A 24,785-nucleotide genomic window follows, 5' to 3' on the forward strand; every position below is an offset into this window, starting at 1 on the left:
CCGCTGGGAGGCCGGCCGTGAGGTGCGCCGCACCCGCACCACGGTTCGGCGGGCGCCGCGACTCACATGCGTCGGTTCGCATGCGTCGGTTCAGATGAGTCGGCTCACGTGCATCGGTTCAGGTGCGTCGCCTGTGCTGGGCCCACATCCGCGATCCGGTGGCGAGCACTGCCACGACGACGGCGACGACCGGCCCCGAGAGGATCCCCAGCAGGTCCTCGACCTGCATCGTGTACGAGAAGGTGGCACCCGGGACCACGACCCCCGCCGCACGTGCCATCGCAGGCTGGGCCTCACCGACGACGAAGGGCGCGGCGAAGGCCAGCACCGTCCAGATCGCGGCGAAGGTGTAGAGGAACTTCGGTGTGACCCAGCGGAACGGAGCTCCCGACCGCATCCCGCGGGAGACGACGGCGAGTGCGAGGCACATGACGATCCACGTGCCGAACGTGGCGACGATCGTGAAGAGGTAGGGCCAGGAGACACTCACCGGCACGCCTTCGAACACGACGTCGATCGTGCCGCCCTCGACTGCCGCACCGCCGGCGGCGATGAGCGAGGCTCCGTCCATGACCCGCGCCGTCCCGGGCACGGTCCCCTGGAGCATCGAGACGATGCCCAGAACTCCGAAGATCGCGAGAACGCCCGCGCTGACCCAGCTCACCACCTCGAACACGACGAGTCCGATGCGGAGGAGGCGCGGTGGGCGGGGGATGTCGGGGTCCGGAGCGACGACGGAGGAGTCGGGAACAGTCACGGCGCACCTCTCGTCGAAATCGGATTCCATTCTAGTGGCCGCGACGACAGACACGAATCCGGAAGGACCGGAAGGACTCAGATCGCGAGCTGCGACCGAGTGGGCCGGAGGCTGAGCCTGCTGTCGAAGACGCGCCCCTCGCCCGTGAGCGGGTCGCGGAACTCCAGACGGCTCGCGAGCAGCTGGAGCGGAGACGACAGGTCGTAGGGGTCGGGACCCAGGTCCACGGGGTAGACGGGGTCGCCGAGGATCGGGGTCCCCCACCCATTCATGTGCACCCGCAGCTGGTGCGTGCGTCCGGTGTGCGGCGTCAGTTCGAACTCGCCGATCCGCGGGGTCGCGCCTGTGGGTGCGGTCGGAAGGTCACCGTCGGCCTGCGGGTTCGTCGAGGGCGGGAGACCGTCATCCGTCGGCAGATCGGCGAACGTCGGGAGGTCAGCCTCCCCGAGGATGCGCACGAGGCGAGCCTCCGTCCGAGAGTTCGGCGGGCCGGGGACCTCGCGCACCTGCCGGTCCCCCGACTCCTTGTGGAGCAGGGTGGTGCGGCAGGCGGCCCAGCCGAGCGGGACCTCGGCGGCGGTGGTCGTCTGAGAGCCGGCGCGGTCGGCACCGTCGACTGGCTGCGGAACGGGTGCGGAGACTGGCGCGGGCGGCAGGGCGGCGAGCGCACGGTAGGTCTTGCGGATGCGCCGGTTCTGGAAGAGCGTCTGGTAGGCGCCACGGGTCTCGGGCCGCTTCGACAGGAGCAGGAGACCCGCCGTCACGCGATCTAGACGGTGGATCGCGACCAGGTCCGGGTCGTCGCGCTCGACGCGCATGCGGGTGACGACGCATTCGCGGACGAAGCGGCCGTTCGGGGTGCTCGCGAGGAAGTGCGGCTTGTCCACGACGAGGAGGTGCTCATCCTCATGGACGATGCCGATCTCGACCGGCACGCGCTCCTCCGGCGGCACGTAGCGGTGGAACCAGTAGAAGCCGCCCGGGATGACGGGGTCCTCGAGGCTCACGCGGGAACCGTCCTCCGCGGTGAGCTCGCGCGTGGCGGTGAGATCGAGGATCTCGTCCTCCGAGGCATCGGGGAAGTCCGCGCGCAGCCACGCGCCCACGGACGGCGGTACCGGCTGGTGCATCCGCGGGTGCATGCCGGCTCCACCGGGAGCGCGCAGACGCGTGGCGGAGATCCCCTCGCGGGGCGGAAGAGGAGAACGGGCCATGATCCACGATCCTAGTCGCGGGCCAGCCCCTCCCCGTGGCAGGCGCGACCCACCAACATTCATCAGACCGACGGACTTCTTTCCTATGCGGTCTGATGAAAGCTGGTGGGTGGTGTGGCGACCGTGGCCTGGCGACTGTGGGCTGGCGACTGTGGGCTGGCGACTGTGGGCTGGCGACTGTCGCATGGCAGCGAGTTCCGCCGCGTGGGCTTCACGGGCGGCCGCGCGCGAGGTGTCCTAGACTGCCACTGAACGATCGTTAAGACGCGTGGGTCGAAGCCGATCCGCGCGTTCGTCAACACACGGAGCGAGGAAGCTATGCGAGTGTACGAAGCGGTGGCCCGGTACCTGGCCGAGGAGCGCGCCGGGCGGCCGGTGTTCGGCCTGATGGGCGACGCGAACCTGGGATTCCTGGGCGCCTACATGGAGCACGAGGGCGGGCGCTACATCGGGGCGGCCCTGGAGGGCGGCGCAGTGTCGATGGCTGACGGCTGGGCGCGGCAGACCGATGAGGTCGGGGTCGCCTCCGTGACCCACGGGCCGGCGCTCACGAACACCCTCACCGCGCTCACCGAGGCGGTGCGCTCCCACAGCCCGATCGTGCTCCTCACCGGTTCACCGCCCGAGGTGAACGGCCACTTCCAGTACACGGACATCGAGGGCTTCGCCCGCTACGCCGGAGCAGGCTTCGTCAAGGTCCGCAGGGCCGATGAGCTCCTCGCGATGCTCGACAAGGCCTTCATGCTGGCCGCCGCGTCCTCCACCGCCGTAGTGCTCGATGTGCCGTTCGCCCTGCTGCGGCACGAGGTCGAGTACCGCTCGCCCAAGCTCCCGACCGTGCGCGGCCACCGGGTCCTCCCGGACACGGAATCCGTCGACGAGGCGCTGGCCCTGCTCGTGTCCGCCAAGCGACCGCTGCTGGTCGCCGGGCGCGGCGCGGTGGTCTCCGGTGCACGTGAGCAGATCCTCGAGCTCTCCCGTGCGATCAATGCTCCGGTGATGACGACGGTGCTGGCCAAGGACTACTTCGACGGGGAACCGGAGAACCTGGGCATCCACGGGACGCTGTCCAACGCGGTCGCCATCGACTACATGGCGGATGTCGACGTCGTGCTGACCTTCGGCGCCTCGCTCAACGCCCACACCACGGACAAGTTCGACCTCATGAAGGGCCGGATCCTCATCCAGTCGGACGCCGATCCGGCGGCCCTGAGCGGCTACGGGCCGGCCGACCAGGTCATCGTTGCCGATGCCGCGGCTCTGGCGCAGGCGCTGCTCGACCGACTCGTCGAATCCGAGATCGACGTCAAGCACGCGGCGTACATGGATGCCATCGCGGCGGCGCCGCACCGGGAGGCCAAGGACATGTACACCTCCACCACCGGCGATGGGTACATCGACATGCGCGATGCCACCCGGTGGTTCTCCGGCGCACTGCCGAAGGGCGCTCCGCAGGTGAGCGATGTGGGGCGCTTCGTCTACTCGACGTGGCCCCACATCACAGTGGATGCCGAGCGCTGGGTGTACGCCGGGACCTTCGGGTCGATCGGGCTGGGCACCGCGACCGCGGTCGGTGTGGCCGCGGCGCACCCGGATGTGCCGACCGGGCTCTATGTGGGGGACGGCGGCCTCATGCAGGGGATCGTCGAGCTCAGCACCGCGGTGCGCCACAACCTGCCTCTGGTCGTGATGGTGCTCAACGACGACTGCTATGGGGCCGAATACCTCAAGCTCGACCACTTCGGCAGCTCGGTGGAGAACGCGCTCATCGACTGGCCGTCCTTCGCCGACGTCGCCCGTTCGCTGGGAGCTCAGGCAGTGCGCGCGACCAGCATGGAGGATCTCGAATCGGCGGAGCAGCTCATCGCCGACGGACAGTTCCCACTGCTCATCGAGGTCATCGCCGACCCGCACAAGGTCGCCAACCGCCCCGGACTGGTGCCGACGGCGAACTGACGCGGGCTCCATCAGCCACAGATCCCACCAGCCACCAGCTTTCATCAGGCCGCATAGGAAAGAAGCTATGCGGCCTGATGAATGCTGGTGGTTCGCGTCATGGGTCGCGTCGTGGGTTCGCGTCACACCCTGCCGCATTCCGTCATGCTGAGGTCTTCCCGCTCCCCCGGAAACATGCGGATCTTCTGACCAGTGTGACTGTGCGCGTCGTGGCGTGACGGCATCGGTGCCGGTGAGGGCACCGCGCTCCCTACTGTGACGGTCATCGCACTGACACACAGGGAGAACCTCACCGCATGACCGACTCGCCGCCGCACCGGCCACACGCACTCCGCCCCTTCGCACTCGCGGTCACCGCCGCCGTCTCCACCCTCGCACTCACCGCGTGCGGAGGCGCGCTCGTCACCGCAGCAGCAGACCCGGGCGCAGCAGCCCCCGTCTCAACCTCAGCAGACCCGGGCGCCTCAACCGCCCCCACCGACGTCATCACGTACGGCCACCAGCAGGAGCCGCCCTGTGTGCACGGCGGCTGGATCGAGCAGGGCTACCTCTCCCACCAGGTCCTCGACGCACTCGTGTCCCTGGGCGACGACGGCGCGGTCGAGCCATGGCTCGCCACCGACTGGGACGTCTCCGACGACGACCTCACCTGGACGTTCCACCTGCGCGAGGAGCCGACGTTCTCCGACGGCACCCCCGTCGACGCCCAGGCGATCGTGGACAACGTCGACTACTGGCTGGAGGGCGGCAACAGCACCGCCAAGGTCTGGTTGGACGACTACGTCGAGGACGCCACCGCCGTCGACGACCGCACCGTGGAGATCGCGCTCAGCGATCCGTACCCGCTCCTGGCGGAGAACCTCACGCAGCCGTACTTCGGCATCCAGTCGCCCACCGCACTCGCCACCCGTTCGGCGGAGGAGAACTGCACCTCCCCGATCGGCTCCGGCCCCTTCACCCTCACGGAGTGGAACCGCGGCACGAACATCGTCCTCGACCGCCGCGACGACTACGACTGGGCACCCGCCACCGCGGCGACGCAGGGACCTGCGAAGGCGGAGCGCATCGACTGGCGGTTCCTCGCCGACCCCACCGCCCGCACTGCCGCCCTGCGCGCCGGCGAGCTCGACGCGATCTACGACGTCCAGGCGTTCGAATGGGAGAACCTGCAGGACGAGGGCTACGAGACCCACCTCTTCAACACCCCGGGCCGCCCGCAGCAGATCAGCTTCAACACGACGCGCGCGCCGTTCGACGACAAGCGCGTCAGGCAGGCGTTCGCGTACAGCCTCGACCGCGAGTCCGTCGTCGACTCCGTCGGCAAGGGCGTCATCCCCTACGAGGGCAACGGCTCCGTCGGCCAGGCGACCGACGGGTACAGCCAGGCAGCCGCCGATCGCTACTCCTTCGACCCGGACGAGGCCGACCGCCTCCTCGACGACGCCGGATGGACGCAGCGTGCGGCAGACGGGACCCGCACGAAGGACGGCGAACGCCTGCACATCGAGTTCCCCTACGCCGGCGGCCGCACGATCAACCAGGACGGCGCCGCGATCATCCAGGGCCTCCAGCAGCAGGCGGAGGCCGTCGGGTTCGACGTCACCCTCATCCCCTTCCCACCGTCCGAGGCCGCGGCCGGTGCCTACACCGGACCGGACGAGTACGACCTGTCGATCGGCTATTGGACCTCGATCAACGCGGGGATCCTGCACGTCATCTGGCGGCAGGAGGTCGGCGGAGAGCCGAATACATCGAACTCCGCCTTCTACTTCGACGACGAGCTCGAATCCCTCATCCGCGAGGCCAACTCCACCACCGACCCCGCCGAGCAGGACGCCCTCTACCAACAGGCCCAGGAGACCATCGCCGACGAAGCACTGTCGATCGGCGTCTACGACCGCCTCAGCACACTCGCCGCGAGCCCCCGGCTGCACGGCCTCCGCCAGGAGAACTCACAGGGAGGACCGGTCTTCCATGACGCATACATCGCCGACTGACACGACACCCGCCGCCGCACGACCCCACACCCACACCACAGCGCCCGAGGCCGCAGCCGCGCTCCAGCCGTCTGCCGCCTCCCAGCCCGCCGCACCCCCGCCCAACACCTCACAGCCCAGCACCTCACAGCCCGGCGCCGACCGGGCCGGCCTCTCGCACGAGACCGGCGCCTCGGCCTCGGGATCCCGCAGGGTCCGCGCCCGGGCCGTGGCACGCGCCGTCGCCGTGCGCCTCCTCGGCTCGCTGGTCGTCCTGTGGGGCGCTGCGACCGCGGCGTTCCTCGCGCAGGTCGCCCAGCCGGGAGATCGCGCGACGACGATCCTCAACCTGCGCTCCGGCCAGTTCCAGGAACGGACCGCGGAAGAGACCGCGCCCGTCGCCGCCGAGTACGGCTTCGACCAGCCGGTCCTCGCCCAATACGTCGACTACCTGGGCGGGCTGCTGCGCGGCGACCTCGGCACCTCCTACCAGCAGCACCGGCCGGTGTGGGACGTCATCGCGGAGCAGCTCGCGCCCACGGCGGTGCTGAGCCTCTCTGCGATCGCGGTCGCGTGGATCCTCATGATCGTGTGGACGACGCTCACCGCGGGGCGGGCCCCCTGGCTGCGCGGCATCGGCTCCTCTCTGGAGATCGCCGCCGCCAGCCTCCCCCACTACTGGCTGGGCGTCATCCTGATGCTGAGCCTCGCGATGCAGCTGGACTGGTTCCCCGTGGTGGGCGGGGGCGCGGTGGGCCTCGTGCTGCCGGTGCTGACGCTTGCGATCCCTCTTGCCGGATTCCTGGGCCAGGCCGCGCGCACGGACTTCGAGCGAGCGCTCGCGCAGCCGTTCGTGCTGAGTGCACGGATCCGCGGCCTGTCCGACACCGGCGTCCGCCTGCGCCACGCACTCAAGCACTCGCTGCGCTCACCGCTGCAGCTGTCCGGCTGGGCTCTGGGCGCGACGGTGTCCGGCGCGGTCGTGGTGGAGAGCGTGTTCAGCCGCAGCGGGATCGGCCGGGTGCTCGTCTCCGCGATCGAGTCGCAGGACCTGCCCGTCGTCACCGGGATCGTCATCCTCATCGCGGTGATCTACGTCCTCGCCGGCCTGCTGGTCGACGCCCTCACACTCACCCTCGACCCTCGGAGGAACGCATGACCACCCGACCCGCACACGTCGAGGCGCCCGCACCATCCACCGAACCGCCCGAGGCCGTCGCCGGTCCCGCACGCGGGGGCCCCGCCGGGACCGCGCGCAGGGGCACCGCCGGGACCGCGGCCACCGACCCGGCCGGGACCACACCGACGGACCCGACCGGCGCCTCGGTCGCGGTCGCCTCACGCGCGCGGCGCGCAGCCGCCTCTCTGCCGGCCCACGTCTGGGTGGCCGGAGCGGGACTCGCGGTGTTCGCCGTCGCGGCGATCGCACCCGACGTCCTGGCACCCGGCGACCCGGGTGAGATCGACCTCGCCGCGACGCTCAGCGGCCCGAGCCTCGAGCACTGGTTCGGCACCGACGAGCTGGGCCGCGACCTCTTCACCCGCGTGGTGCACGGAACGCGGGACTCGCTGGCGGTGGGCCTGGGGGCGGCAGCCGTGAGCATCGTCCTGGCGCTGGTGCTGGCCTCTCTCACCCTGACGGGCCGCGCGGTCGCAGCCGTGGTCGACCGCGTCATCGAGATCCTCTTCGCGTTCCCCACGCTGCTGCTCGCGCTGCTCGTGGTGGGGATGTTCGGACCCAGCCCCACGACCCTCGCGATCGCGGTGGGGATCGGGTCCGCCCCCGGGTACGCCCGGATGATCCGCGCTCAGCTGCACGCGGCGGCGGACTCCGGCTACGTCGAGGCGGCGACCGTGCTGGGGCACCCCCGCGGCCGGATCCTCGTCCAGCACGTGCTGCCGAACGCCTTGCGACCGCTGGTGGGCGTCTTCACGATGTCGATCGGCCAGTCGATCGTGTGGGCCTCCAGCCTCGCGTTCTTAGGGTTGGGCGTCGCACCGCCGTCGCCCGAATGGGGTGCGCTGCTGGATGCGGGCCGCACCTATCTCACCGCCGCAGGATGGCTGGTCGTCATCCCGGGGCTCGTCATCGTCGCCCTCTCACTCTCCACGACCGCCGTGGGAGCGCACCTGCGCGACCGTCTCGAAGGAGGACACTGACATGACCACCGCACTCACGACACATCCATCGGCTGGCGGCGAGATCGTCCGGACAGGTGCCGCTGACAGCGCCACCGGCACGTACGCCGGTCCAGCCGGACATCCGGTACCCGGCGCCGAGGTCCCCGCAGCTCCCGCTGCCCTGCTGAGCGTCCGCGACCTCATGATCGGGTTCGAGCACGTGGACGGGCCGCTGGTCCGCGGCGTCTCGTTCGATCTGCACCGCGGCCGCTGCGTCGCGCTGGTCGGCGAATCCGGATCGGGCAAGAGCCTCACCGCACGCACCCTCGTGGGCCTCACCGGCGCCGGCGCGCAGGTGAGCGCGCAGCGCCTGGTGCTGAGTGGAGGGCAGGCTGCGGGTGACGGGGACCCCGGGCAACGGGAGGACCGGGAACACCCGGATGGCCGGAAGGACCTGGACCACAGGGGTGGCCTGGACGACAAGGATGACCTCGATCTGCTGCGCCTCACCCCGCGGGAGTGGCGGCGGGTGCGCGGCGGGCGGATCGGGTTCGTGCTCCAGGACGCGCTGGTGTCGCTCGATCCGCTGCGGCGGGTCGGTGCGGAGATCGACGAGGTGCTGCGCATACATACGGGGCTCTCCCGCCGCGCGCGGAAGGACCACGTCCACCGCCTGCTCGCGGATGCGGGTGTGCCGGAGCCTCAACTGCGCGCCCGGGAACGACCGGCCCAGCTGTCCGGCGGTCTGCGGCAGCGGGCTCTTATCGCCTCGGCCCTGGCAGCCGGCCCCGAGGTCCTCGTCGCCGACGAGCCCACCACCGCCCTGGACGCCACAGTCCAGGCCCAGGTCCTCGAGCTGCTCGCGCAGCGGCGCGCAGCCGGTCAGTCGCTGATCCTCATCAGCCACGACCTAGCCGTCGTCGCGGAGCTCGCGGACGAGGTGCTGGTCATGCGAGCAGGCGAGGTCGTCGAGCAGGGCACCCCCGAGCAGATCCTCTCCTCCCCCCGGCACCCGTACACCCGCGCTCTCATCCAGGCGATCCCCGGCCCGCACACGCGGGGACGGAGGCTCGCAGGCGAGGGTCAGGCACACGAGCCGGCCGGGGCCTCGGCGCCGGTTACCGAGCCAGCACCAGTGCTCGAGCCAGTGCCGGTGCTCGAGGTGCGAGGCGCGCGCAAGTCCTTTCGGACGCCCGGCGGCGAGCGCCGGGTCGCAGTCGACGACGTGACCTTCACGCTGGGCCGCGGCGAGGTGCTGGGCATCGTCGGAGAATCAGGTTCGGGGAAGTCGACGACGGGGCGGATCGTGCTCGGGCTCGAGGACCTGGATGACGGGCACGTCCGCCTGCTGGGCGAGGACTGGTCCGACGCAGCGGAGGCGCGGCGGCGGGTGCTGAGGCACCGACTGTCCGTCGTGTGGCAGGACCCGCTCAGCTCGTTCGACCCGCGGTGGTCGGTGCGTCGCATCCTCGACGACGCGATCCGTGCGGCGAAGCGAGCAGACGCTCAGGCGGATTCCCGCGCAGAGGCCACTGTCGAGCAGCTGCTCGAGGCAGTGGGCCTCACAGCGGCCGTGGCCGACCGGGATCCGGGCACTCTGTCGGGCGGTCAGCGGCAGCGGGTGGCGATCGCCCGGGCGCTGGCGGGGTCGCCCGATGTCCTCGTGCTCGACGAGGCGGTGTCCGCGCTCGATGTCTCCATCCAGGCCCAGATCCTCGACCTGGTCCACGACCTGCGGGCGCAGACGGGGCTCAGCTGCCTCTTCATCTCCCACGACCTGGGAGTGATCGCACACCTGAGCGACCGCGTGCTCGTCATGAAGGACGGTGCGATCGTCGAGGAGGGCCACCCGCGGTCCATCTTCGAGGACCCCCAGCACCCGTACACACAGACCCTGGTCGACAGCGCACTGGGGCTCGCGACCACATCCACCACCACACCCACGGAGGCATGACCATGACCCGACCACTCCTCTTCAACGCGTTCCTCATGAACACCCCGTCGCATATTCAGCACGGGCAGTGGCGCCACCCGGACGCTCGGCAGACCGAGTTCGAGGGCCTCGACCTGTGGGTCGACCTCGCCCGCACGCTGGAGCGCGGCCTCTTCGACGCGATGTTCTTCGCGGATGTGTCCGGCCTCTACGGACCCGCCGACGGCGTCTACACCGACAACGTGCACGAGGGCCTGCAGATCCCCAGCAACGACCCCACCGTCCTGCTGGGTGCGCTCGCCGCGGTGACGGAGAGGATCGGACTGGCCACGACCTCGAATGTCATGCAGAACCACCCGTTCAACTTCGCCCGTCAGATCTCGACGCTCGATCACCTCTCGAAGGGCCGGATCGCGTGGAACATCGTGACCTCGACGCAGGAGAACGCCGCCCGCAACTTCGGGCTGGACGCGCTGGTGGAGCACGATGCGCGCTACGAGTGGGCGGAGGAGTACGTCGACGTCGCCTACAAGCTGTGGGAGGGCTCGTGGGACGAGGACGCCGTGCTGGTCGACCGCGAGGGCGGCCGATACTCCGACCCTGCGAAGATCCACAAGATCCACCACGAGGGCGAGCGCTACCGGGTCGAGGGCCCGCATCTGCCCTCGCCCAGCCCCCAGCGCACGCCGCTGCTGTTCCAGGCGGGCGGCTCACCGCGCGGCATCGCATTCGCGGCGCGACACGCGGAGGCCGTGTTCATCGCTCCCCCGAATCCGGAGGTCGCCCGCGACCACATCGCGAAGACCCGTGCGCAGGCGGTCGCCGCAGGCCGCCATGCTGATGACATCCGGTTCTTCCCGGGCATGAGCTTCGTCATCGGGTCGACTGAGGCCGAGGCGAAGGCGAAGGAGGCGGAGCTCCACGAGTACGCGTCGGACACCGGCTACGCCACCCACGCGTCGCTCGGCATCCAGCCGGATGGGTCCAGGCTGCCGGCGGACACTCCCCTGTCCGCGATCCCGAACAACGGGGGCCGTGGCCACGTCGAGTGGCTGCGCGCCGGACTGGGCCGTGAACCGGTCCTGGGCGACCTGGCCCGCGAGCGGATGATCGGCCGCACGGTCGTGGGCACCCCGGAGCAGATCGCGGATTCGCTGGAGGAATGGCGCGATGCCGGCGTCGACGGGATCAACGTCGTGAACTGGCGCCTGCCCAGCAGCTACGAGGAGTTCATCGACGATCTGCTGCCCACCCTGCAGGAGCGGGGTCTCGCGAAGACCGAGTACGGGGAGGCCACGACGCTGCGCGGCCGCATCTTCGGCAGCGACCGCCTGCCGGACCGCCACCCGGCCGCGCAGTACCGGGGTGCGTTCGGTGAGGGTGCAGCGGCGGGACAGCGGCTCGCATCCGCGCCCTCTCCTGCCGCGGGCTGACATCACCTCGAAACGACGAGACACCAGCTTTCATCAGGTCGCATGGCTTCTTTCCTATGCGGTCTGATGAAAGCTGGTGTCTCGTGCTGCGCGCCCGTCCAGCGCTGTGCGCGTCCAGCGCAGAAGGAGCCCTCAGCCCACCGTGAGTGCCGGCTGCGCGGGTCCCGAAGGACCAGCCGGACCAGCAGGCCCTGCCGGCGCGACCGGGACCACGCTGAGCGCGTCGCCCTCCACCGTGACCTTCACCCGGTCGCCCTCGCCCACCGCGGAATCGACGAGCAGGTCCGCGATCGCGTCGTCCAGCTCGCGCTGGATCACGCGGCGCAGCGGACGCGCGCCGTACTCCGGCTCGTAGCCGTGGTCCGCGATGAGGTCCACGGACTCGTCGTCGACCGTCAGCGAGATGCCCTGTGCGGCCAGTCGCGCCTCCGAGTCCTTGAGCTGCAGACGCACGATCGAGCGCAGCTGCTCACGATCGAGCTTGCGGAACAGCACGATGTCGTCGATCCGGTTGAGGAACTCCGGGCGCATGGTCTCCCGCAGGCGGCCCATGACCCTGCTGCGGACATCCGCATCCGCACCGGTCCCCGATCCGTCGCCGGCAGAGAAGCCGATGGTCCCGATCGAGCTCGTGAGGAACTCGGAGCCCAGGTTCGACGTCATGATGATGACCGTGTTCCGGAAGTCGACCGTGCGGCCCTGACCGTCGGTGAGGCGCCCGTCGTCCAGCACCTGCAGCAGCAGGTTGAAGACGTCCGGGTGCGCTTTCTCCACCTCGTCCAGCAGGACGACAGAGTACGGGCGCCTGCGCACGCGCTCGGTGAGCTGTCCCGCCTCGTCGTAGCCGACGTACCCGGGAGGTGCGCCGACCAGCCGGCTCGCGGTGTGCTTCTCCCCGAACTCGCTCATGTCGAAGCGGACCATCGCGTCCTCGTCGCCGAACAGCGACGTCGCGAGTGCCCGCGCCAGCTCCGTCTTGCCCACGCCCGTGGGCCCCAGGAACAGGAACGATCCGACGGGCCTGCTCTCATCGCTCATGCCGACCCGGCTGCGCCGCACCGACTTCGCGACGGCCTTCACGGCGTCGTCCTGGCCGATGACCTGCTCGTGCAGCTCCTCCTCCAGGTGCGCCAGCCGCTGCCGGTCATCCTGGGTGAGGCGCGAGACCGGGACCCCCGTCGCGCGGGCGACGACCTCCGCGATGCGCTCCTCATCGACGGTGAGGATCTCCGGCGCCGGGCCCGAGGCTGCGTCACCCGAGGCGTCCTGCTCACCGGACCGTGCGGTCTGGTCCGAGTCCGCCGCCGAGGCCCCGGCCGCCGACTGCTGGCCGTATGCCTCCGCGATCTGCTCCTGCACCCCGACGATCTCGTCGCGCAGACGGGCCGCCTCCTCGAACTGCTCGGCCGCGACGGCACCGCTCTTCTCCGACTCGAGCCTGTCCTCCGTCGCCTTCAGCGCGTCGATGTCGATGCCGGGCACCCGGGTGAGGCTCACGCGGGCACCCGCCTGGTCGATGAGGTCGATCGCCTTGTCCGGCAGGTGCCGATCCGTGATGTAGCGGGCGGACATCTCCACGGCCGCGCGCACGGCCTCATCCGTGTACTGCACGCTGTGGTGCTCCTCGTAGCGCTCCTTGAGCCCCATGAGGATGGTCACCGCGTCCTCGCGAGACGGCTCGTCGACCGTCACCGGCTGGAAGCGGCGCGCGAACGCGGGGTCCTTCTCCACACGCCGGAACTCGTCCAGCGTCGTCGCGCCGATCAGATGCAGCTCGCCGCGCGCCAGGCGCGGCTTCAGGATGTTGCCGGCGTCCATGCCGCCGGAGTCTCCGCCGCCTCCGGCGCCCAGCACGGTGTGCACCTCGTCGATGAAGACGATGTACTCGCCCTCGCCCGCCGTGATCTCATCGAGCAGTGTCGTGAGGCGCTCCTCGAAGTCTCCCCGGTACTTCGTGCCCGCGAGCATCGCGGCCAGGTCGAGCGAGATCACGCGCCTGCCGCGCAGCTGTGCAGGCACTTCGTCCGCGACGATCGCCCGCGCCAGGCCCTCGACGACCGCGGTCTTGCCGACGCCCGCCTCACCGATCAGCACGGGGTTGTTCTTCGTCCGGCGGGCCAGGATCTCGATGGTCTGAGCGATCTCGTCGGACCTGCCGATGACCGGATCCAGCAGATCCTCGCGCGCCTCGGCCGTGAGGTCATGGCCGAACGCGTCGAGCATCGGGGTCTCCGATTCGGCGTCCATGCCGTCGTCCGACTGGCCGATGACCTGTCCGGATTCGGCGGCCTGGGCGGCGGCCTGCTGCAGCGACTGCGGGCTGACCCCGGCGCCTGCGAGCAGCTGTCCGACGGACGACTCCTGGTTCAGGACGAACGCGAGGAACACGTGCTCGGGATCGATGTAGGTCGAGCCGAAGCCGCGCGCCACCTGGTAGGCGTCGAGCAGCGACTTCTGGGTCGCCTGCGTGAGAGACACCTGTCCCGGCACCCGTGATTCCGCACGTTCGGGGAGGCGCGATTCAGCCGCCTGCGCGATCGCCTTCGGGTCCGCGCCGGTCGCCGCGACCTGACCGCGGATCTGGTCGTGCTCCATCATGACGCGGAGCAGGTGGAGGACATCGACCTCCGCGTGGCCGTGCTCCGCGGCGAAGGTGCCCGCGGCACCCAGCAGCTCGTGCGTACGGCGCGTGAGCAGGCGCGTGATGTCGACGGGCCGACGTGCGCGGCCCTGGTTCTGCAGCAGCCGGGCGAGGAACTCCTCGAAGGAATCGCCGCCCGCACCGGATGGGCCGAAGAAGGTTGCCAAGAGAACTCCCGAAAGATTGAGTGACGTACGCTCAAGTCAACGCATGAGCGGCCTGGATATTCCCATCGCACTGCTCTGGATTAGCTGAGGCCCTCGGGTCATCGAGGCCCCTGATTCTCGTCGAGGCCCCTGAGGCGTCGACACCCAGCATGCGCCGAGGCCCCGGTCGCCGCGCGGCGATCGGGGCCTCGGTCTTCGCGCGAGCGAAGGAGACGGAAGAGGGTCAGTCCTCCTCGTCCTCCTTCTTCTCCACGACGAGCGTCTCCGTCGTGAGCACCAGTGCCGCGATCGAGGCTGCGTTCCGCATGGCGGAGCGCGTCACCTTGACCGGGTCGATGATGCCGGCGGCGATCAGATCGCCGTATTCGCCGGTCGCTGCGTTGTAGCCCTGACCGGGCTCCAGCTCTGCGACCTTGTTCGCGACGACGAAGCCGTCCTGGCCCGCGTTCTCAGCGATCCAGCGCAGCGGCTGCACGACGCCGCGGCGGACGATGTTCACACCGGTGGCCGCGTCGCCCGTGAGGCCCAGGTCCGTGCCGTCCAGCGCCTTCGCAGCGTGGATGAGCGCGGAGCCGCCGCCGGGGACGATGCCCTCTTCGATCGCAGCGCGCGTAGCGGACACAGCGTCCTCCACACGGTGCTTGCGCTCCTTGAGCTCGACCTCCGTGGCTGCACCGACCTTGATGACGGCCACGCCGCCGGCCAGCTTCGCCAGGCGCTCCTGGAGCTTTTCGCGGTCCCAGTCCGAATCGGTGTTCTCCACCTCGGAGCGGATCTGCGCGACGCGTCCGGCGACGTCCTCATCGGAGCCTGCACCGTCGACGACGGTCGTGGCGTCCTTCGTGACGGTGACGGTGCGCGCCGAGCCCAGCTGGTCGAGAGTGACCTGGTCGAGCTTCATGCCCATGTCGGGCGTGACGACCTCTCCGCCGGTGAGCGTCGCGAGGTCCTGCAGGATCGCCTTGCGACGATCGCCGAATCCGGGCGCCTTGACCGCGGCGACGTTGATGATGCCGCGGATCTTGTTGACGACCAGCGTGGAGAGGGCCTCGCCCTCGATGTCCTCGGCCACGATGAACAGCGGCTTGCCGGCCTGCTGCACCTTCTCGAGCACCGGGAGCAGCTCCTGGATGTTCGAGATCTTGCCCTGGTTGATGAGGATGTACGGATCGGCCAGGACTGCTTCCTGACGATCCGCGTCCGTCACGAAGTACGGGGACAGGAAGCCCTTGTCGAACTGCATGCCCTCTGCGAACTCGAGTTCGACGGAGGATGCCTGCGATTCGTCGATCGTGATGACGCCGTCTTTGCCGACCTTGTCGAAGGCGTCGGCGATGAGCGTGCCGATCTCCTGCGACTGCGCCGACAGAGCCGCGACGTGCGCGATCTCTGCGGAGCCGTCGACCTCGCGGGCGTTCTCGCGCAGACGTGCCTCGACGGCCTCGACTGCGGCTTCGATGCCGGCCTTGAGCTGGCTGGGTGCTGCTCCGGCCGCCACGTTGCGGAGGCCTTCGTGGACCAGCGCCTGTGCGAGCACGGTGGCGGTGGTGGTGCCGTCGCCGGCGACGTCGTTCGTCTTCGTCGCGACTTCCTTGGCCAGCTGAGCGCCGAGGTTCTCATACGGATCGTCGAGCTCGATCTCACGGGCGATGGTCACACCATCGTTCGTGATGGTCGGTGCGCCCCACGCCTTGTCGAGGACGACGTTGCGGCCGCGAGGTCCGAGCGTCACCTTGACGGTGTCCGCGAGGACATTCACGCCGCGTTCGAGGGCCTTGCGCGCCTCGTCGTCGAACTGAAGGGTCTTTGCCATATCTGAGTTCTTCCTCCCTCTGGAGTGAGTACGTATCAGCGAATGTGCTGCAGTGCGCGTTCACGAACGCGCGAGGGAGTCAGGAGATGACTGCGAGGACGTCGCGAGCCGACAGGACGAGGTACTCCTCGCCGCTGTACTTGAGCTCCGTGCCGCCGTACTTCGAGTAGACGACCTTGTCGCCCACCTGGACGTCCAGCGGGATGCGCGAGCCGTTGTCGGCGACGCGGCCGGGGCCCACTGCCACGACCTCGCCCTCCTGGGGCTTCTCCTTGGCGGTGTCGGGGATGACCAGACCGGAAGCGGTGGTCTGCTCAGCTTCGACCTGACGGACGACGATGCGATCTTCGAGCGGCTTGATGGAGACCGACATGTGCGGACACTCTCCTTAATAGGTATGTCGTGACTGCGTGCGCCGGGACGGCACACCCCGGCTGGGGCGTCTGTCGCGGCCCGTCGTCGCGGGTGCCGGGCTGCGATGCCGATTGCGCACTTCTAGCACTCACGTGGTGCGTGTGCTAATCAGAACTCTAGTGAGGCACTGGCACTCGGTCAACCCGAGTGCCAGCCTCTCTCGAAGTGCGGACGCACCGAGGTGCGGCTCCCGCCGGCGTCACCCGACAGCCGCCGGTCTCTCCGTGATCGCCTCCCGCAGCGGCCCGCCCAGGACCGCGGCGCCACGCTCGGTCATGACGACACTATAGTGATTGAGCTCCTCGAACCTGTGGTGCTCGAGCACCGGGTGCTGCGCGAGCAGGCCCTCGACGTAGCCCGGCGGGTACAGTCCCGGCACCTCGTTCTGCAGGCCGCGAGGCACGGTGTAGAAGAGCACGGATGGCTGCCCCGCGTCCCGCACCGCGTGAGGTCCGGCGACGCGGGCGAGCGCATCGGTGAGCGTCGAGCCGGTGTTGAGATCGAGCATGTCCTCGATGGTCGTCTCGAGGCTCGTCGCGGGTCGCAGACTGCTCCCGACAGGCACGAGGTCGTACGCGAAGTACTGTTCGACCTCCCTGCTCCACGACTCCTGGAAAGCCGGGTGCGCCCGCCAGAAGGCGAGGTACTCCTCGACGTCGGCGAAGCGCTTCGACAGCCTCTCCGCCGTGGGCCCCAAGATCGCGTTGACGACCTCTTCCGGCTCGAGGTCCGGCATCGCCGGCACGTCGAACGGGAGCCCGCCGTCGACCAGCACAAGGCGCGTGACCCGATCCGGCGCCGTGTCGGCGAGCACCACAGCCACGAACGCCCCCATCGAGTGGCCGACGACTGCGGCGGACTCCGCGCCGCAGGCATCGAGCAGCGCCTGCATGTCCGCTGCGTGAGCCCGCATGCTCGACCGCCCCGCCACTGCGTGGCTGCCCCCGCGGCCGCGCAGGTCCGGGGCGATGACCCGATGGTCCGGCAGCTGCGCGACGACGAACGGCCACGCCAGGTGGGATGCGGTGATGCCGTGGATGAGCAGCGCTGTGGGGACCTCGGCGCCCTCGATCGTCTCCACCGGCTCCCAGACCCCCGCGTGCAGCGTCCCGCCGTCGACTGCGACATCGGTGGTGCGGTACTTATGGGTCCTCATCAGTCGTCCTTTCCGGCGCCGTCACGCGCAGTCAGCGCGTTGGCGATGAAGTGCATCATGGAGTCGAACACCTCGGGGTCGATCCGCTGCGGCGCTCGACCGTTCTCGTCCCGCTCCCAGAGCACGTAGCGCATGCCGATGAGCTCACCCAGCCCCATGAGCGCCCACGCGGCGACTTCCGGGTCCAGGGTGGGGTCCACCTCGCCGGCGCTCTGCGCCTGTTCGAGGCCCTCCGTGTAACCGGCGACGATCCGTTCGTAGTGGAGCCGCATCGTCGCGGGCGAGGCGAACTCGGCTTCGCGGATGACTCGGTAGAGGGCGGGGTGCTCCGCCGTGAAGCGGAAGAATCCTTCGAAGCCGCCGCGCTCCGCCTCGACCCGCGTGCGCGCACCAGCCATCGACTCCGACATCGACTGCCGCACCCGTCGGTTGAGGTCGAGCACCAGTGCTTCGAACACCGTCTTCTTGCTGTCGAAGTAGAGGTAGAACGTGCCAAGTGCCACCCCCGCCCGCTCCGTCACCTTGACGATGGACGCATCCGGGTACCCCATTTGGGCGAACACCTGCTCGGCCGCCTCCAGGATCTTCCTCCGGGTGGCCTCGCCGCGCTTCGTCAGCGGCCTGCCGGTCGTCGACGACACCAGCACCTCTGCCCCGTCCTGATCCGGACGTCCGTGCTCACCCACGGTCCACCTCCTCACTGTCCACTGACCCCGGCACTGCGGAAGCACACGCCGCCGAGGTCCCCAAGTCTCCCGAGGACTCCGAGCCTCGCGAAGACCGCGAGCCTCCGGAATACCCCACGACTCCGTCTGCCGCCTCTCGGCGCAGGCGCAGCCGGTCCAGCTTCCCGATGACCGTCTCCGGCAGTTCGTCGACGAACTCGACGTGCGCGGGGACCTTGAAGCCCGCGAGGATCGAGCGCGCGTGGGCCCGCAGCTCATCGGGGCTCAACGGCTTGTCGGCCACGACGAAGGCGAATCCGCGCTCACCCCAGACCCTGTCCGGTACGCCGACGACGCACGCACGCGTGACGAGCGGGTGGGCTTCGAGGGCTGCCTCGACCTCGGCCGGGGCGACGTTCTCTCCCCCTGACACGTAGATGTTCTTCAGCCGGTCGACGATCCGATGGATCCCGTCGGCATCACGGTGCGCCAGGTCGCCGGTGCGCATCCAGCCGTCGCGGAACGCCCACGCGGTCGTCGCCTCGTCGTCGAGGTATCCGGCGAAGAGGCTGGGGCCGCGCACCCACAGCTCTCCCGTCGCGACGCCGTCGAGTGGCAGTCCCGACTCCGGATCCATGAGCGCGGTCTCCACTGTGGGATAGGGCCGGCCGACGCTGCCGGGGTGCTTCATGAGCTCCTCGTGCCGCAGGAACAGCACGTTGGGGCCCGCTTCCGTGAGGCCGTAGCCCTGGGTGAGCGGTACGCCCAGCGCGGCCGCGTCCTGCGCGAGCGTCGCGGCGATCGTCGCTCCCCCGACCACCACGGTGGTGAGTGACCGGAGGTCTGCCGCTGCGGCATCAGCGGCGTCGAAGAGCAGTCGGTACTGGGTGGGGACACCCATCATCGTGGTGACTCCCCGCTCCTGCACCAACTGCAGGATGCGGTCCGGCTGGAAGGTGCGCTCCATGACCACGGTCGCGCCCACCCACCACGCCAGCAGCGGCTGCACGTTCCACGCGGCCACGTGGTGCTGCGGAAGCATCGCGAGGACCACATCGGACGCTGCGATCGGGAGCGCCCGGGACAGCGCGAGGTTGTTCCAGAAGCAGTTCGCGTGGGTGAGGACGACGCCTTTGGGCTCCGCCTCGCTGCCCGAGGTGAAGATGACCAGCAGCGGATCCTCACCCACGACGGACCGCCGGGTCCGCTGAGTGCGGGCCGGCGGCACCTCGGTCTCGACACCCGCGGGCCCCAGCCCGGTCGCCTCCGGTGCGTCGAGACCGCGCTGACGAAGCGCCTCGTGGCCCACCGAGGCGTACTCCTCCTCGAGAAGCACGAGGTCCGGGTTGCTGCGGCGGATGAGCGCGGCGAGCTCCGTAGGCGTCAGTCGCCACGACAGCGGCATGAACGCGATGCCCAGTGAGGCGCAGGCGAAGAAGGCAACTACGTGGTCGGCGGAGTTTCCGGACAGTGTCGCGATCCGGCCGCCTGCGCCGTAGCCGCCGGCGGCGAGCCGGTCCGCAAGTGCGGAGGCGCGGTGGTGGAGCGTCGCGTAGTCGATCAGGACGCCGCGGTCGTCGATCGCGATCCGGCGGCCGTCGACCGTGGCACGATCCGCGAGCCAGCGCGCCAGCGTCGCGTCCTCGTGTCGCCCGAACGTGTCCGGCTGTGTCATGTCTGCACTCCTCGGTCTGCGCCTGCGGGGTCGGTGGGTTCCACCGGGTCGGCCGGATCGGCTGGACCAGCCGGGCCAGCCGGGCCAGCCGGGCCAGCCGGGCCAGCCGGGCCAGCCGGACCAGCCGGACCGTCCAGGCCGTCGAGGGCCTCGAGCCCGCCGGACTTCCGCACGCGCCCCTGCCGGCGGCTCCACACCTTATCGACGGTCCCTGCGATTCCGCCGGGCAGGAACATGACGACGAGGACGAACATCGTGCCCAGCAGGAACAGCGGCTCCGACAGAGGGATGCGCAGCACGGCGGGCAGACCCTGGATCGCGTCCGCACCGGCCAGTACGGTCAAGCGCTGGTCGAGCAGCGTGTAGACGACACCGCCGACCACCGCTCCCCACCGGTAGCCAACGCCGCCCAGCACGACCATGACGAGCACGGTGATCGTGAGATCCGCGGACACCGCGTGCGGCACGGTGCCCGATTGCAGGAGCAGGTACGCCATACCCGATGCCCCGGCGAGCAGCGACGCGATGACGAAGATCGCGAGCTTCGCGGTGTAGGGGTGCAGACCCAGCACACGCACCCGCTGGTCGTTCTCCCGTGCCGCACGGGCGAGGTGACCCAGCCGACTGCGGTCGACCCACAGGGCGACGAGGTAGACGACCACCAGCATCGCGAGGATGAGCCAGTAGAGGTTGCGCGTGTTGGCAACGCTCACCAGCATGTCAGGCACCTGTTCGGTCGCGAGGCTCAGGCCCTCCTCTCCCCCGGTGATCCCGGAGTTCCTGCGCACGAGGACCGATCCGGCCTCGGCGAACGCCAGGGTCACCATCGCGAACGGGATGCCGCCGACCCGGTTCGCGATCGATCCGGCGAGCAGTGCGACAGCCAGTCCACCCACGAGCGCCAGGAGCGTCGCGGGGACGAGCGGCACCTCGAACCGGTCGAGGATGACGCCCAGCAGGTACGCACCGCCGCCGAACGCGAGCGCGTGGCCGAAGGACAGCATGCCTGCGGTCCCCAGCAGCATGTTGTAGCTGAGTGCCAATGCGGCGAACACCATGCACAGCGAGATGAGGGCGAGGCTGCCCGGCATGTAGGTGGGCGCGGGCAGGATGACGGGCACGGTGATGTTGAGAAGCGGCAGCATCGCCACGAGCGCGATGAATGCGACGCCGACGATGGCCGGCAGGAAACGGGTGGCCCGCGCGGTGGGCTGTGCGGTGGCCCGCGTGCTCGGCTGTGCGGTCGTGGTGGTCATGCTTTCCTCCCCAGGAGTCCCCGCGGCCGCAGCAGCAGGACCGCGGCGAGCATGATGACGACGATGAAGTCGCCGGTGCCGCCGAGGTAGAAGTTCGCGAACTGCTGCAGGACTGCGACGAGGACGGAGGCGATCGCGGCTCCCGCGAGCGATCCGAGGCCCCCGACGACGGTGACGATGAACGCGAAGATGAGAAGCGTCTGGCCGAGGTGCGCGGAGACGAAGGTCATGTAGTGCATCGCCAGCACGCCGCCGATCCCGGCTGCCGCACCGCCGATCGCGAACACGAGGGTGAAGGCACGGCGGACGTCGATGCCCAGCGCGGTCACCATCGCGCGGTTCTCCACGCCGGCGCGGATGATCATGCCGTAGCGGGTCTTCTTGAGGAAGAGCACGAGAGCTCCGAGCACGAGCGCGGCGGCCAGGATGAGCAACCAGTAGATGTTCGGGATGTGGGCGCCCAGGACCACGGTGGTCTGCTTGAGCCACGGAGGTCCTGCGACGGTGAGCGGGTCGGAGCCCCAGATCCCCTCGAAGAGGGCGACCGCGGCGAGCGCGAGACCCACCGTCACGAGCACCTGCTCGATGTGGCGCTCGTAGAGCGGCCGGATGAGCACAAGTTCTGTGAAGACCGCGAAGGCGGCTCCGACGAGCGCCCCCACGCCGATGGACGCGAGGAGCGCCCACCACGAGGACACGCCCAGGGCCTGCGCCGTCTGCCAGCCGATGAAGGCGGCGAGCGACAGGAACGCGCCGTGGGCGAAGTTCAGGACGTGCATGAGCCCGTAGATGAGGCTGAGTCCCGATGCGACGAGGAAGTAGAGGGCGCCCAGGCCGACGCCGGTGATGAGGGTGAGAACGACGGCGCTCATGCGGCCTCCCCCGATGCATGGACTCCCAGGAGCCGCTGCGTGAGCGCCTCGTCGTCCAGGATCTCCGCGGCATCGCCCGTGTGCACGACCCGTCCGCTCGAGATCACGACCGCGCCCGCGGCGAGTCTCCTCACCACGTCGAGGTTCTGCTCGACGAGGAGGACCGGTACGGTCTTCGACGCCTCCGCCAGCGCATCGGCCACGTCGTCGACGATCTGCGGGGCGAGCCCCTTGGTCGGTTCGTCGACGAGCAGGATGCGGTTGTCATTGAGCAGCGCCCGGGCGAGCGACACCATCTGCTGCTGCCCGCCGGACAGTGAGCCGGCCGCCTGGTCCTTCCGCTTCACGAGGTCCGGGAAGAGCTCTGCGACGAACTCGCGCCGTGGCTGGGCCTGGCGCTCGGCGAGTGCGAGGTTCTCCGCCACGGACAGGGTCCCGAAGACCTCGCGGTCCTCCGGCACGTACCCGACGCCGCGCTGCACGACGCGGTGCGTGGGCAGCGCATCGATCCGCTGACCCGCCAGGACGATCTCTCCCCTGCGCGCACTGAGGCCCATGATGCCGCGCAGGGTCGAGGTCTTGCCGGCACCGTTGCGGCCGAGCACCGCGGTGATACCCACGGGCGGGACCTCGAAGCTCACGTCCTCGACGACCTGCTGGCCGGCGATCGAGCAGCGGAGTCCGGAGACTCTGAGGATGGGATCGCTCATGCCGACCTCCCGAGGTAGGCGCTCTGGACGGTGGGGTTGTCCATGATGTTCTGCGGGGTGTCGAACGCGATGATGGTGCCGAAGTACATGACGGCGACGCGGTCGACGAACCCCAGGAGGACGTCGATGTGGTGCTCGACCATGAGGACGGTGCAGTCCTTGAGCCGCTGCATGTCCCGGATGTTCTGCACGAGGCCCGCCACGTCGCCCGATGCGACGCCGGCCATCGGCTCGTCGAGCAGCACGAGGCTCGCGTCCGCGACGAGCAGCACGGCGATCTCCAGCTTCCGCTTGTCGCCGTGGGAGATGTCGCCGGCCGGCGCCTGCGCCTTGTGCGCGAGCCCTACGGTCTCGAGCGTCTCGTGCGCCAGGACCGAGGCCGCGTCGCCGGGGCGCGGGAAACGGAAGAGCGAGTAGTTGCCGCCCTCCCGCACCTGCGCGGCGAGCCGGACGTTCTCCAGCACGCTGAGGCCGGGGAAGTAGCTGGAGGTCTGGAACGTCCGCCCCAGGCCCGCACGCGCCCGCGCCGGGACGGAGAGCGACGTGATGTCGCGCCCGCCCATGTGGATCCGTCCGGCGGTGGGCGCCATGAGTCCCGAGACCGCGTTGAACAGTGTGGTCTTCCCCGCCCCGTTGGGCCCGATGACGCCGACGATCGATCCCTGCGGGACGTCGAGGTCGACGTCCTCGAGGATCCTGGCGCCGCCGATCTGCAGGCCGAGCCCCTCCACCCTCAGTGCCGCCGGGGCGGACGGCGCTTCCTCTCTCATGTCCTCACGCATCGATCACTCCGCTTCAGCCGGTGCGACGTCCTCGCCCGGCACGGTGCCGACGAGCTCCGGCGAGACGGCGTCGCCGTCCTCCACCAGCTTCACCTGGTACATGTCCTGGATGAGCGCGTGGTCACCGGCACGGACCGTGTTCGTCCCCTTGGGCCCCTCGAACTCGAAGCCCTCGAGCGCACCGATCATCGCGTCGACGTCTCCGGCCCCCTGGGACACCGCCTCGACGACCATGAGGGCCGCGTTGAAGCCATCGGGGGTGAAGAGATCCGGTGTCCCGCCCGATTCTTCGACCGCGGACACCATGTGGTCGTTGACCTCGTTGTCCGGCGCCTCCGGCACGTAGTGGTTCAGGAAGTTGATCTCCTCCGCCGCGGCTCCGTACGAGTTGAAGGTGGCCGAATCGCCCAGGCCCGTCACGACGGGGATCTCCTCGAACACTCCCTGCTGGCTCATCGCCTGCCACATGGCGCCGGTCGTGGCGCCCGCCCAGGCGACGAACACCAGATCGGGCTCCGAGGAGACGACCTGCTGCGCGAAGGACGTGAACTCCGTGACATCCTCTGCGACGAGCACCGGTGCGACCTCGGCGCCCTCCGCACCGAGGATCGATTCGACGGCGGCGACGTTGCCCTCGCCGAACGCGTTGTTCTGGGCGAGCACGGTGACCTTGCTGCCGTCGATGTCATCGAGGAACGTGCCGGCAGTGGCGACGTCCTGGGCGCTCTGGCGACCGCTGCGGAACGTGTAGTCGTTCGCCCCGGTGATCGAGTCCACGGCGGCGGGCCCGGAGATGAAGAGGACCTCGTTCTGCTGCGCCTGCTCAGCGAGGACGCCCGCCACGCCGGAGGATGCGCTGCCCGCGAGGATGCCGACCCCCTGCCCGATGAGGCCCTTCGCGGAGGTGACCGCCTTGTCCGGATCGCCCGCATCGTCGACGACCTGCACGTCGAGCGTCGTCCCATCGACTTCGCCGGTGCCGTCCGTCGCGTAGTCCAGACCCGCACGGAAACCGTCGAGGTACTGCTCGCCGTAACTTGCGAGGGGACCGGTCTCACTGGTGATGACGCCGATGGAGACCTCCGACGGCGCCTCGGAGCCGCCGTCCGCGTCGGTGGCCGCGGGGGCGCATGCAGAGAGCGCGAGGACGGCTATGGCCGTCACGGCGCCTGCCTTGAACGGTGTCGAGTAGCGCATGGCCACTCCTTTCTTCGTCGGAAGGAGTCTGTCGGAGAGAGCGTCCC

19 protein-coding genes are annotated in these 24,785 nt (G+C 69.7%); 6 read left to right on the forward strand and 13 right to left on the reverse strand.

The window, feature by feature from the left end:
• Window positions 1–118: 118 nt before the first annotated feature.
• Both FM105_RS04335 and FM105_RS04340 read right to left on the reverse strand, forming a co-directional pair.
• Window positions 119–757, reverse strand: a complete 639-nt coding sequence (locus FM105_RS04335; RefSeq protein ID WP_143275818.1) for a hypothetical protein — start codon at window positions 755–757, stop codon at window positions 119–121.
• A 77-nt stretch (window positions 758–834) separates the two neighbouring features.
• The gene (locus FM105_RS04340; protein ID WP_087005337.1) at window positions 835–1,971 is read right to left on the reverse strand and encodes a pseudouridine synthase; all 1,137 of its coding nucleotides are present in this window, start codon (window positions 1,969–1,971) and stop codon (window positions 835–837) included.
• 318 nt (window positions 1,972–2,289) lie between these two features.
• Between FM105_RS04340 and FM105_RS04345 the strand changes: the two genes are divergently transcribed.
• From FM105_RS04345 to FM105_RS04370, 6 genes are all read left to right on the forward strand, one after another.
• Window positions 2,290–3,927: a thiamine pyrophosphate-binding protein gene (locus tag FM105_RS04345; protein ID WP_087005340.1), complete on the forward strand. Its 1,638-nt coding sequence runs from the start codon at window positions 2,290–2,292 to the stop codon at window positions 3,925–3,927.
• 296 nt (window positions 3,928–4,223) lie between these two features.
• Complete coding sequence (locus FM105_RS04350; protein WP_087005343.1) at window positions 4,224–5,924, forward strand: ABC transporter substrate-binding protein; 1,701 nt, start codon at window positions 4,224–4,226, stop codon at window positions 5,922–5,924.
• The gene (locus tag FM105_RS04355; RefSeq protein WP_087005346.1) at window positions 5,902–7,062 is read left to right on the forward strand and encodes an ABC transporter permease; all 1,161 of its coding nucleotides are present in this window, start codon (window positions 5,902–5,904) and stop codon (window positions 7,060–7,062) included. The genes FM105_RS04350 and FM105_RS04355 overlap by 23 nt, the downstream gene beginning before the upstream one ends.
• Window positions 7,059–8,063 carry an ABC transporter permease gene (locus FM105_RS04360; RefSeq protein ID WP_087005349.1) on the forward strand — a complete coding sequence of 335 codons (1,005 nt, stop codon included), beginning with the start codon at window positions 7,059–7,061 and terminating at the stop codon, window positions 8,061–8,063. The genes FM105_RS04355 and FM105_RS04360 overlap by 4 nt, the downstream gene beginning before the upstream one ends.
• Before the next feature lies 1 nt (window position 8,064).
• Complete coding sequence (locus tag FM105_RS04365) at window positions 8,065–9,978, forward strand: dipeptide ABC transporter ATP-binding protein (RefSeq protein WP_256970222.1); 1,914 nt, start codon at window positions 8,065–8,067, stop codon at window positions 9,976–9,978.
• Between the two features lie 2 nt (window positions 9,979–9,980).
• Window positions 9,981–11,390, forward strand: a complete 1,410-nt coding sequence (locus FM105_RS04370; RefSeq protein ID WP_373404767.1) for an LLM class flavin-dependent oxidoreductase — start codon at window positions 9,981–9,983, stop codon at window positions 11,388–11,390.
• Window positions 11,391–11,522: 132 nt separating this feature from the next.
• Here the strand turns inward: FM105_RS04370 and FM105_RS04375 are convergent, their stop codons facing one another.
• The 11 genes from FM105_RS04375 to FM105_RS04425 form a co-directional block, all read right to left on the reverse strand.
• A complete protein-coding gene (locus FM105_RS04375; RefSeq protein ID WP_087005356.1) occupies window positions 11,523–14,198 on the reverse strand; it encodes an ATP-dependent Clp protease ATP-binding subunit in 2,676 nt (891 codons plus the stop codon).
• A 223-nt stretch (window positions 14,199–14,421) separates the two neighbouring features.
• On the reverse strand, window positions 14,422–16,011 hold the full coding sequence (gene groL, locus FM105_RS04380; protein WP_087005358.1) for a chaperonin GroEL: 1,590 nt from the start codon (window positions 16,009–16,011) through the stop codon (window positions 14,422–14,424).
• A 79-nt stretch (window positions 16,012–16,090) separates the two neighbouring features.
• Window positions 16,091–16,384: a co-chaperone GroES gene (gene groES / locus FM105_RS04385; RefSeq protein WP_087005361.1), complete on the reverse strand. Its 294-nt coding sequence runs from the start codon at window positions 16,382–16,384 to the stop codon at window positions 16,091–16,093.
• Window positions 16,385–16,624: 240 nt separating this feature from the next.
• The gene (locus tag FM105_RS04390; RefSeq protein WP_087005364.1) at window positions 16,625–17,581 is read right to left on the reverse strand and encodes an alpha/beta fold hydrolase; all 957 of its coding nucleotides are present in this window, start codon (window positions 17,579–17,581) and stop codon (window positions 16,625–16,627) included.
• Window positions 17,581–18,267 carry a TetR/AcrR family transcriptional regulator gene (locus FM105_RS04395; RefSeq protein ID WP_373404769.1) on the reverse strand — a complete coding sequence of 229 codons (687 nt, stop codon included), beginning with the start codon at window positions 18,265–18,267 and terminating at the stop codon, window positions 17,581–17,583. Before FM105_RS04395 ends, FM105_RS04390 begins: the two co-directional genes overlap by 1 nt.
• Complete coding sequence (locus FM105_RS04400) at window positions 18,260–19,921, reverse strand: class I adenylate-forming enzyme family protein (RefSeq protein WP_087005367.1); 1,662 nt, start codon at window positions 19,919–19,921, stop codon at window positions 18,260–18,262. The genes FM105_RS04395 and FM105_RS04400 overlap by 8 nt, the downstream gene beginning before the upstream one ends.
• Complete coding sequence (locus FM105_RS04405) at window positions 19,918–21,177, reverse strand: branched-chain amino acid ABC transporter permease (RefSeq protein ID WP_087005370.1); 1,260 nt, start codon at window positions 21,175–21,177, stop codon at window positions 19,918–19,920. Before FM105_RS04405 ends, FM105_RS04400 begins: the two co-directional genes overlap by 4 nt.
• On the reverse strand, window positions 21,174–22,049 hold the full coding sequence (locus FM105_RS04410; protein WP_087005373.1) for a branched-chain amino acid ABC transporter permease: 876 nt from the start codon (window positions 22,047–22,049) through the stop codon (window positions 21,174–21,176). Before FM105_RS04410 ends, FM105_RS04405 begins: the two co-directional genes overlap by 4 nt.
• Window positions 22,046–22,759, reverse strand: a complete 714-nt coding sequence (locus FM105_RS04415) for an ABC transporter ATP-binding protein (protein ID WP_087005376.1) — start codon at window positions 22,757–22,759, stop codon at window positions 22,046–22,048. The genes FM105_RS04410 and FM105_RS04415 overlap by 4 nt, the downstream gene beginning before the upstream one ends.
• Window positions 22,756–23,541, reverse strand: a complete 786-nt coding sequence (locus FM105_RS04420; protein ID WP_256970223.1) for an ABC transporter ATP-binding protein — start codon at window positions 23,539–23,541, stop codon at window positions 22,756–22,758. The genes FM105_RS04415 and FM105_RS04420 overlap by 4 nt, the downstream gene beginning before the upstream one ends.
• Window positions 23,542–23,544: 3 nt before the next feature.
• Entirely contained in the window at window positions 23,545–24,738 is a 1,194-nt protein-coding gene (locus FM105_RS04425) for a substrate-binding domain-containing protein (RefSeq protein ID WP_087005379.1), read from the reverse strand.
• Window positions 24,739–24,785: the final 47 nt, after the last annotated feature.

Origin of the sequence: Brevibacterium yomogidense (assembly GCF_900163715.1) — a bacterium.
Lineage (GTDB): Bacteria > Actinomycetota > Actinomycetes > Actinomycetales > Brevibacteriaceae > Brevibacterium > Brevibacterium yomogidense_A.

Excerpts from the sequence above, each read along its gene's own strand:
- groES (WP_087005361.1), bottom strand. The coding sequence starts at position 16,384 with ATGTCGGTCTCCATCAAGCCGCTCGAAGATCGCATCGTCGTCCGTCAG.
- FM105_RS04340 (WP_087005337.1), bottom strand. The coding sequence starts at position 1,971 with ATGGCCCGTTCTCCTCTTCCGCCCCGCGAGGGGATCTCCGCCACGCGT.
- FM105_RS04405 (WP_087005370.1), bottom strand. The coding sequence starts at position 21,177 with ATGACCACCACGACCGCACAGCCGAGCACGCGGGCCACCGCACAGCCC.
- FM105_RS04370 (WP_373404767.1), top strand. The coding sequence starts at position 9,981 with ATGACCCGACCACTCCTCTTCAACGCGTTCCTCATGAACACCCCGTCG.
- FM105_RS04360 (WP_087005349.1), top strand. The coding sequence starts at position 7,059 with ATGACCACCCGACCCGCACACGTCGAGGCGCCCGCACCATCCACCGAA.
- FM105_RS04410 (WP_087005373.1), bottom strand. The coding sequence starts at position 22,049 with ATGAGCGCCGTCGTTCTCACCCTCATCACCGGCGTCGGCCTGGGCGCC.
- FM105_RS04425 (WP_087005379.1), bottom strand. The coding sequence starts at position 24,738 with ATGCGCTACTCGACACCGTTCAAGGCAGGCGCCGTGACGGCCATAGCC.
- FM105_RS04415 (WP_087005376.1), bottom strand. The coding sequence starts at position 22,759 with ATGAGCGATCCCATCCTCAGAGTCTCCGGACTCCGCTGCTCGATCGCC.
- FM105_RS04355 (WP_087005346.1), top strand. The coding sequence starts at position 5,902 with ATGACGCATACATCGCCGACTGACACGACACCCGCCGCCGCACGACCC.
- groL (WP_087005358.1), bottom strand. The coding sequence starts at position 16,011 with ATGGCAAAGACCCTTCAGTTCGACGACGAGGCGCGCAAGGCCCTCGAA.
- FM105_RS04390 (WP_087005364.1), bottom strand. The coding sequence starts at position 17,581 with ATGAGGACCCATAAGTACCGCACCACCGATGTCGCAGTCGACGGCGGG.
- FM105_RS04400 (WP_087005367.1), bottom strand. The coding sequence starts at position 19,921 with ATGACACAGCCGGACACGTTCGGGCGACACGAGGACGCGACGCTGGCG.
- FM105_RS04365 (WP_256970222.1), top strand. The coding sequence starts at position 8,065 with ATGACCACCGCACTCACGACACATCCATCGGCTGGCGGCGAGATCGTC.
- FM105_RS04420 (WP_256970223.1), bottom strand. The coding sequence starts at position 23,541 with ATGCGTGAGGACATGAGAGAGGAAGCGCCGTCCGCCCCGGCGGCACTG.
- FM105_RS04350 (WP_087005343.1), top strand. The coding sequence starts at position 4,224 with ATGACCGACTCGCCGCCGCACCGGCCACACGCACTCCGCCCCTTCGCA.
- FM105_RS04345 (WP_087005340.1), top strand. The coding sequence starts at position 2,290 with ATGCGAGTGTACGAAGCGGTGGCCCGGTACCTGGCCGAGGAGCGCGCC.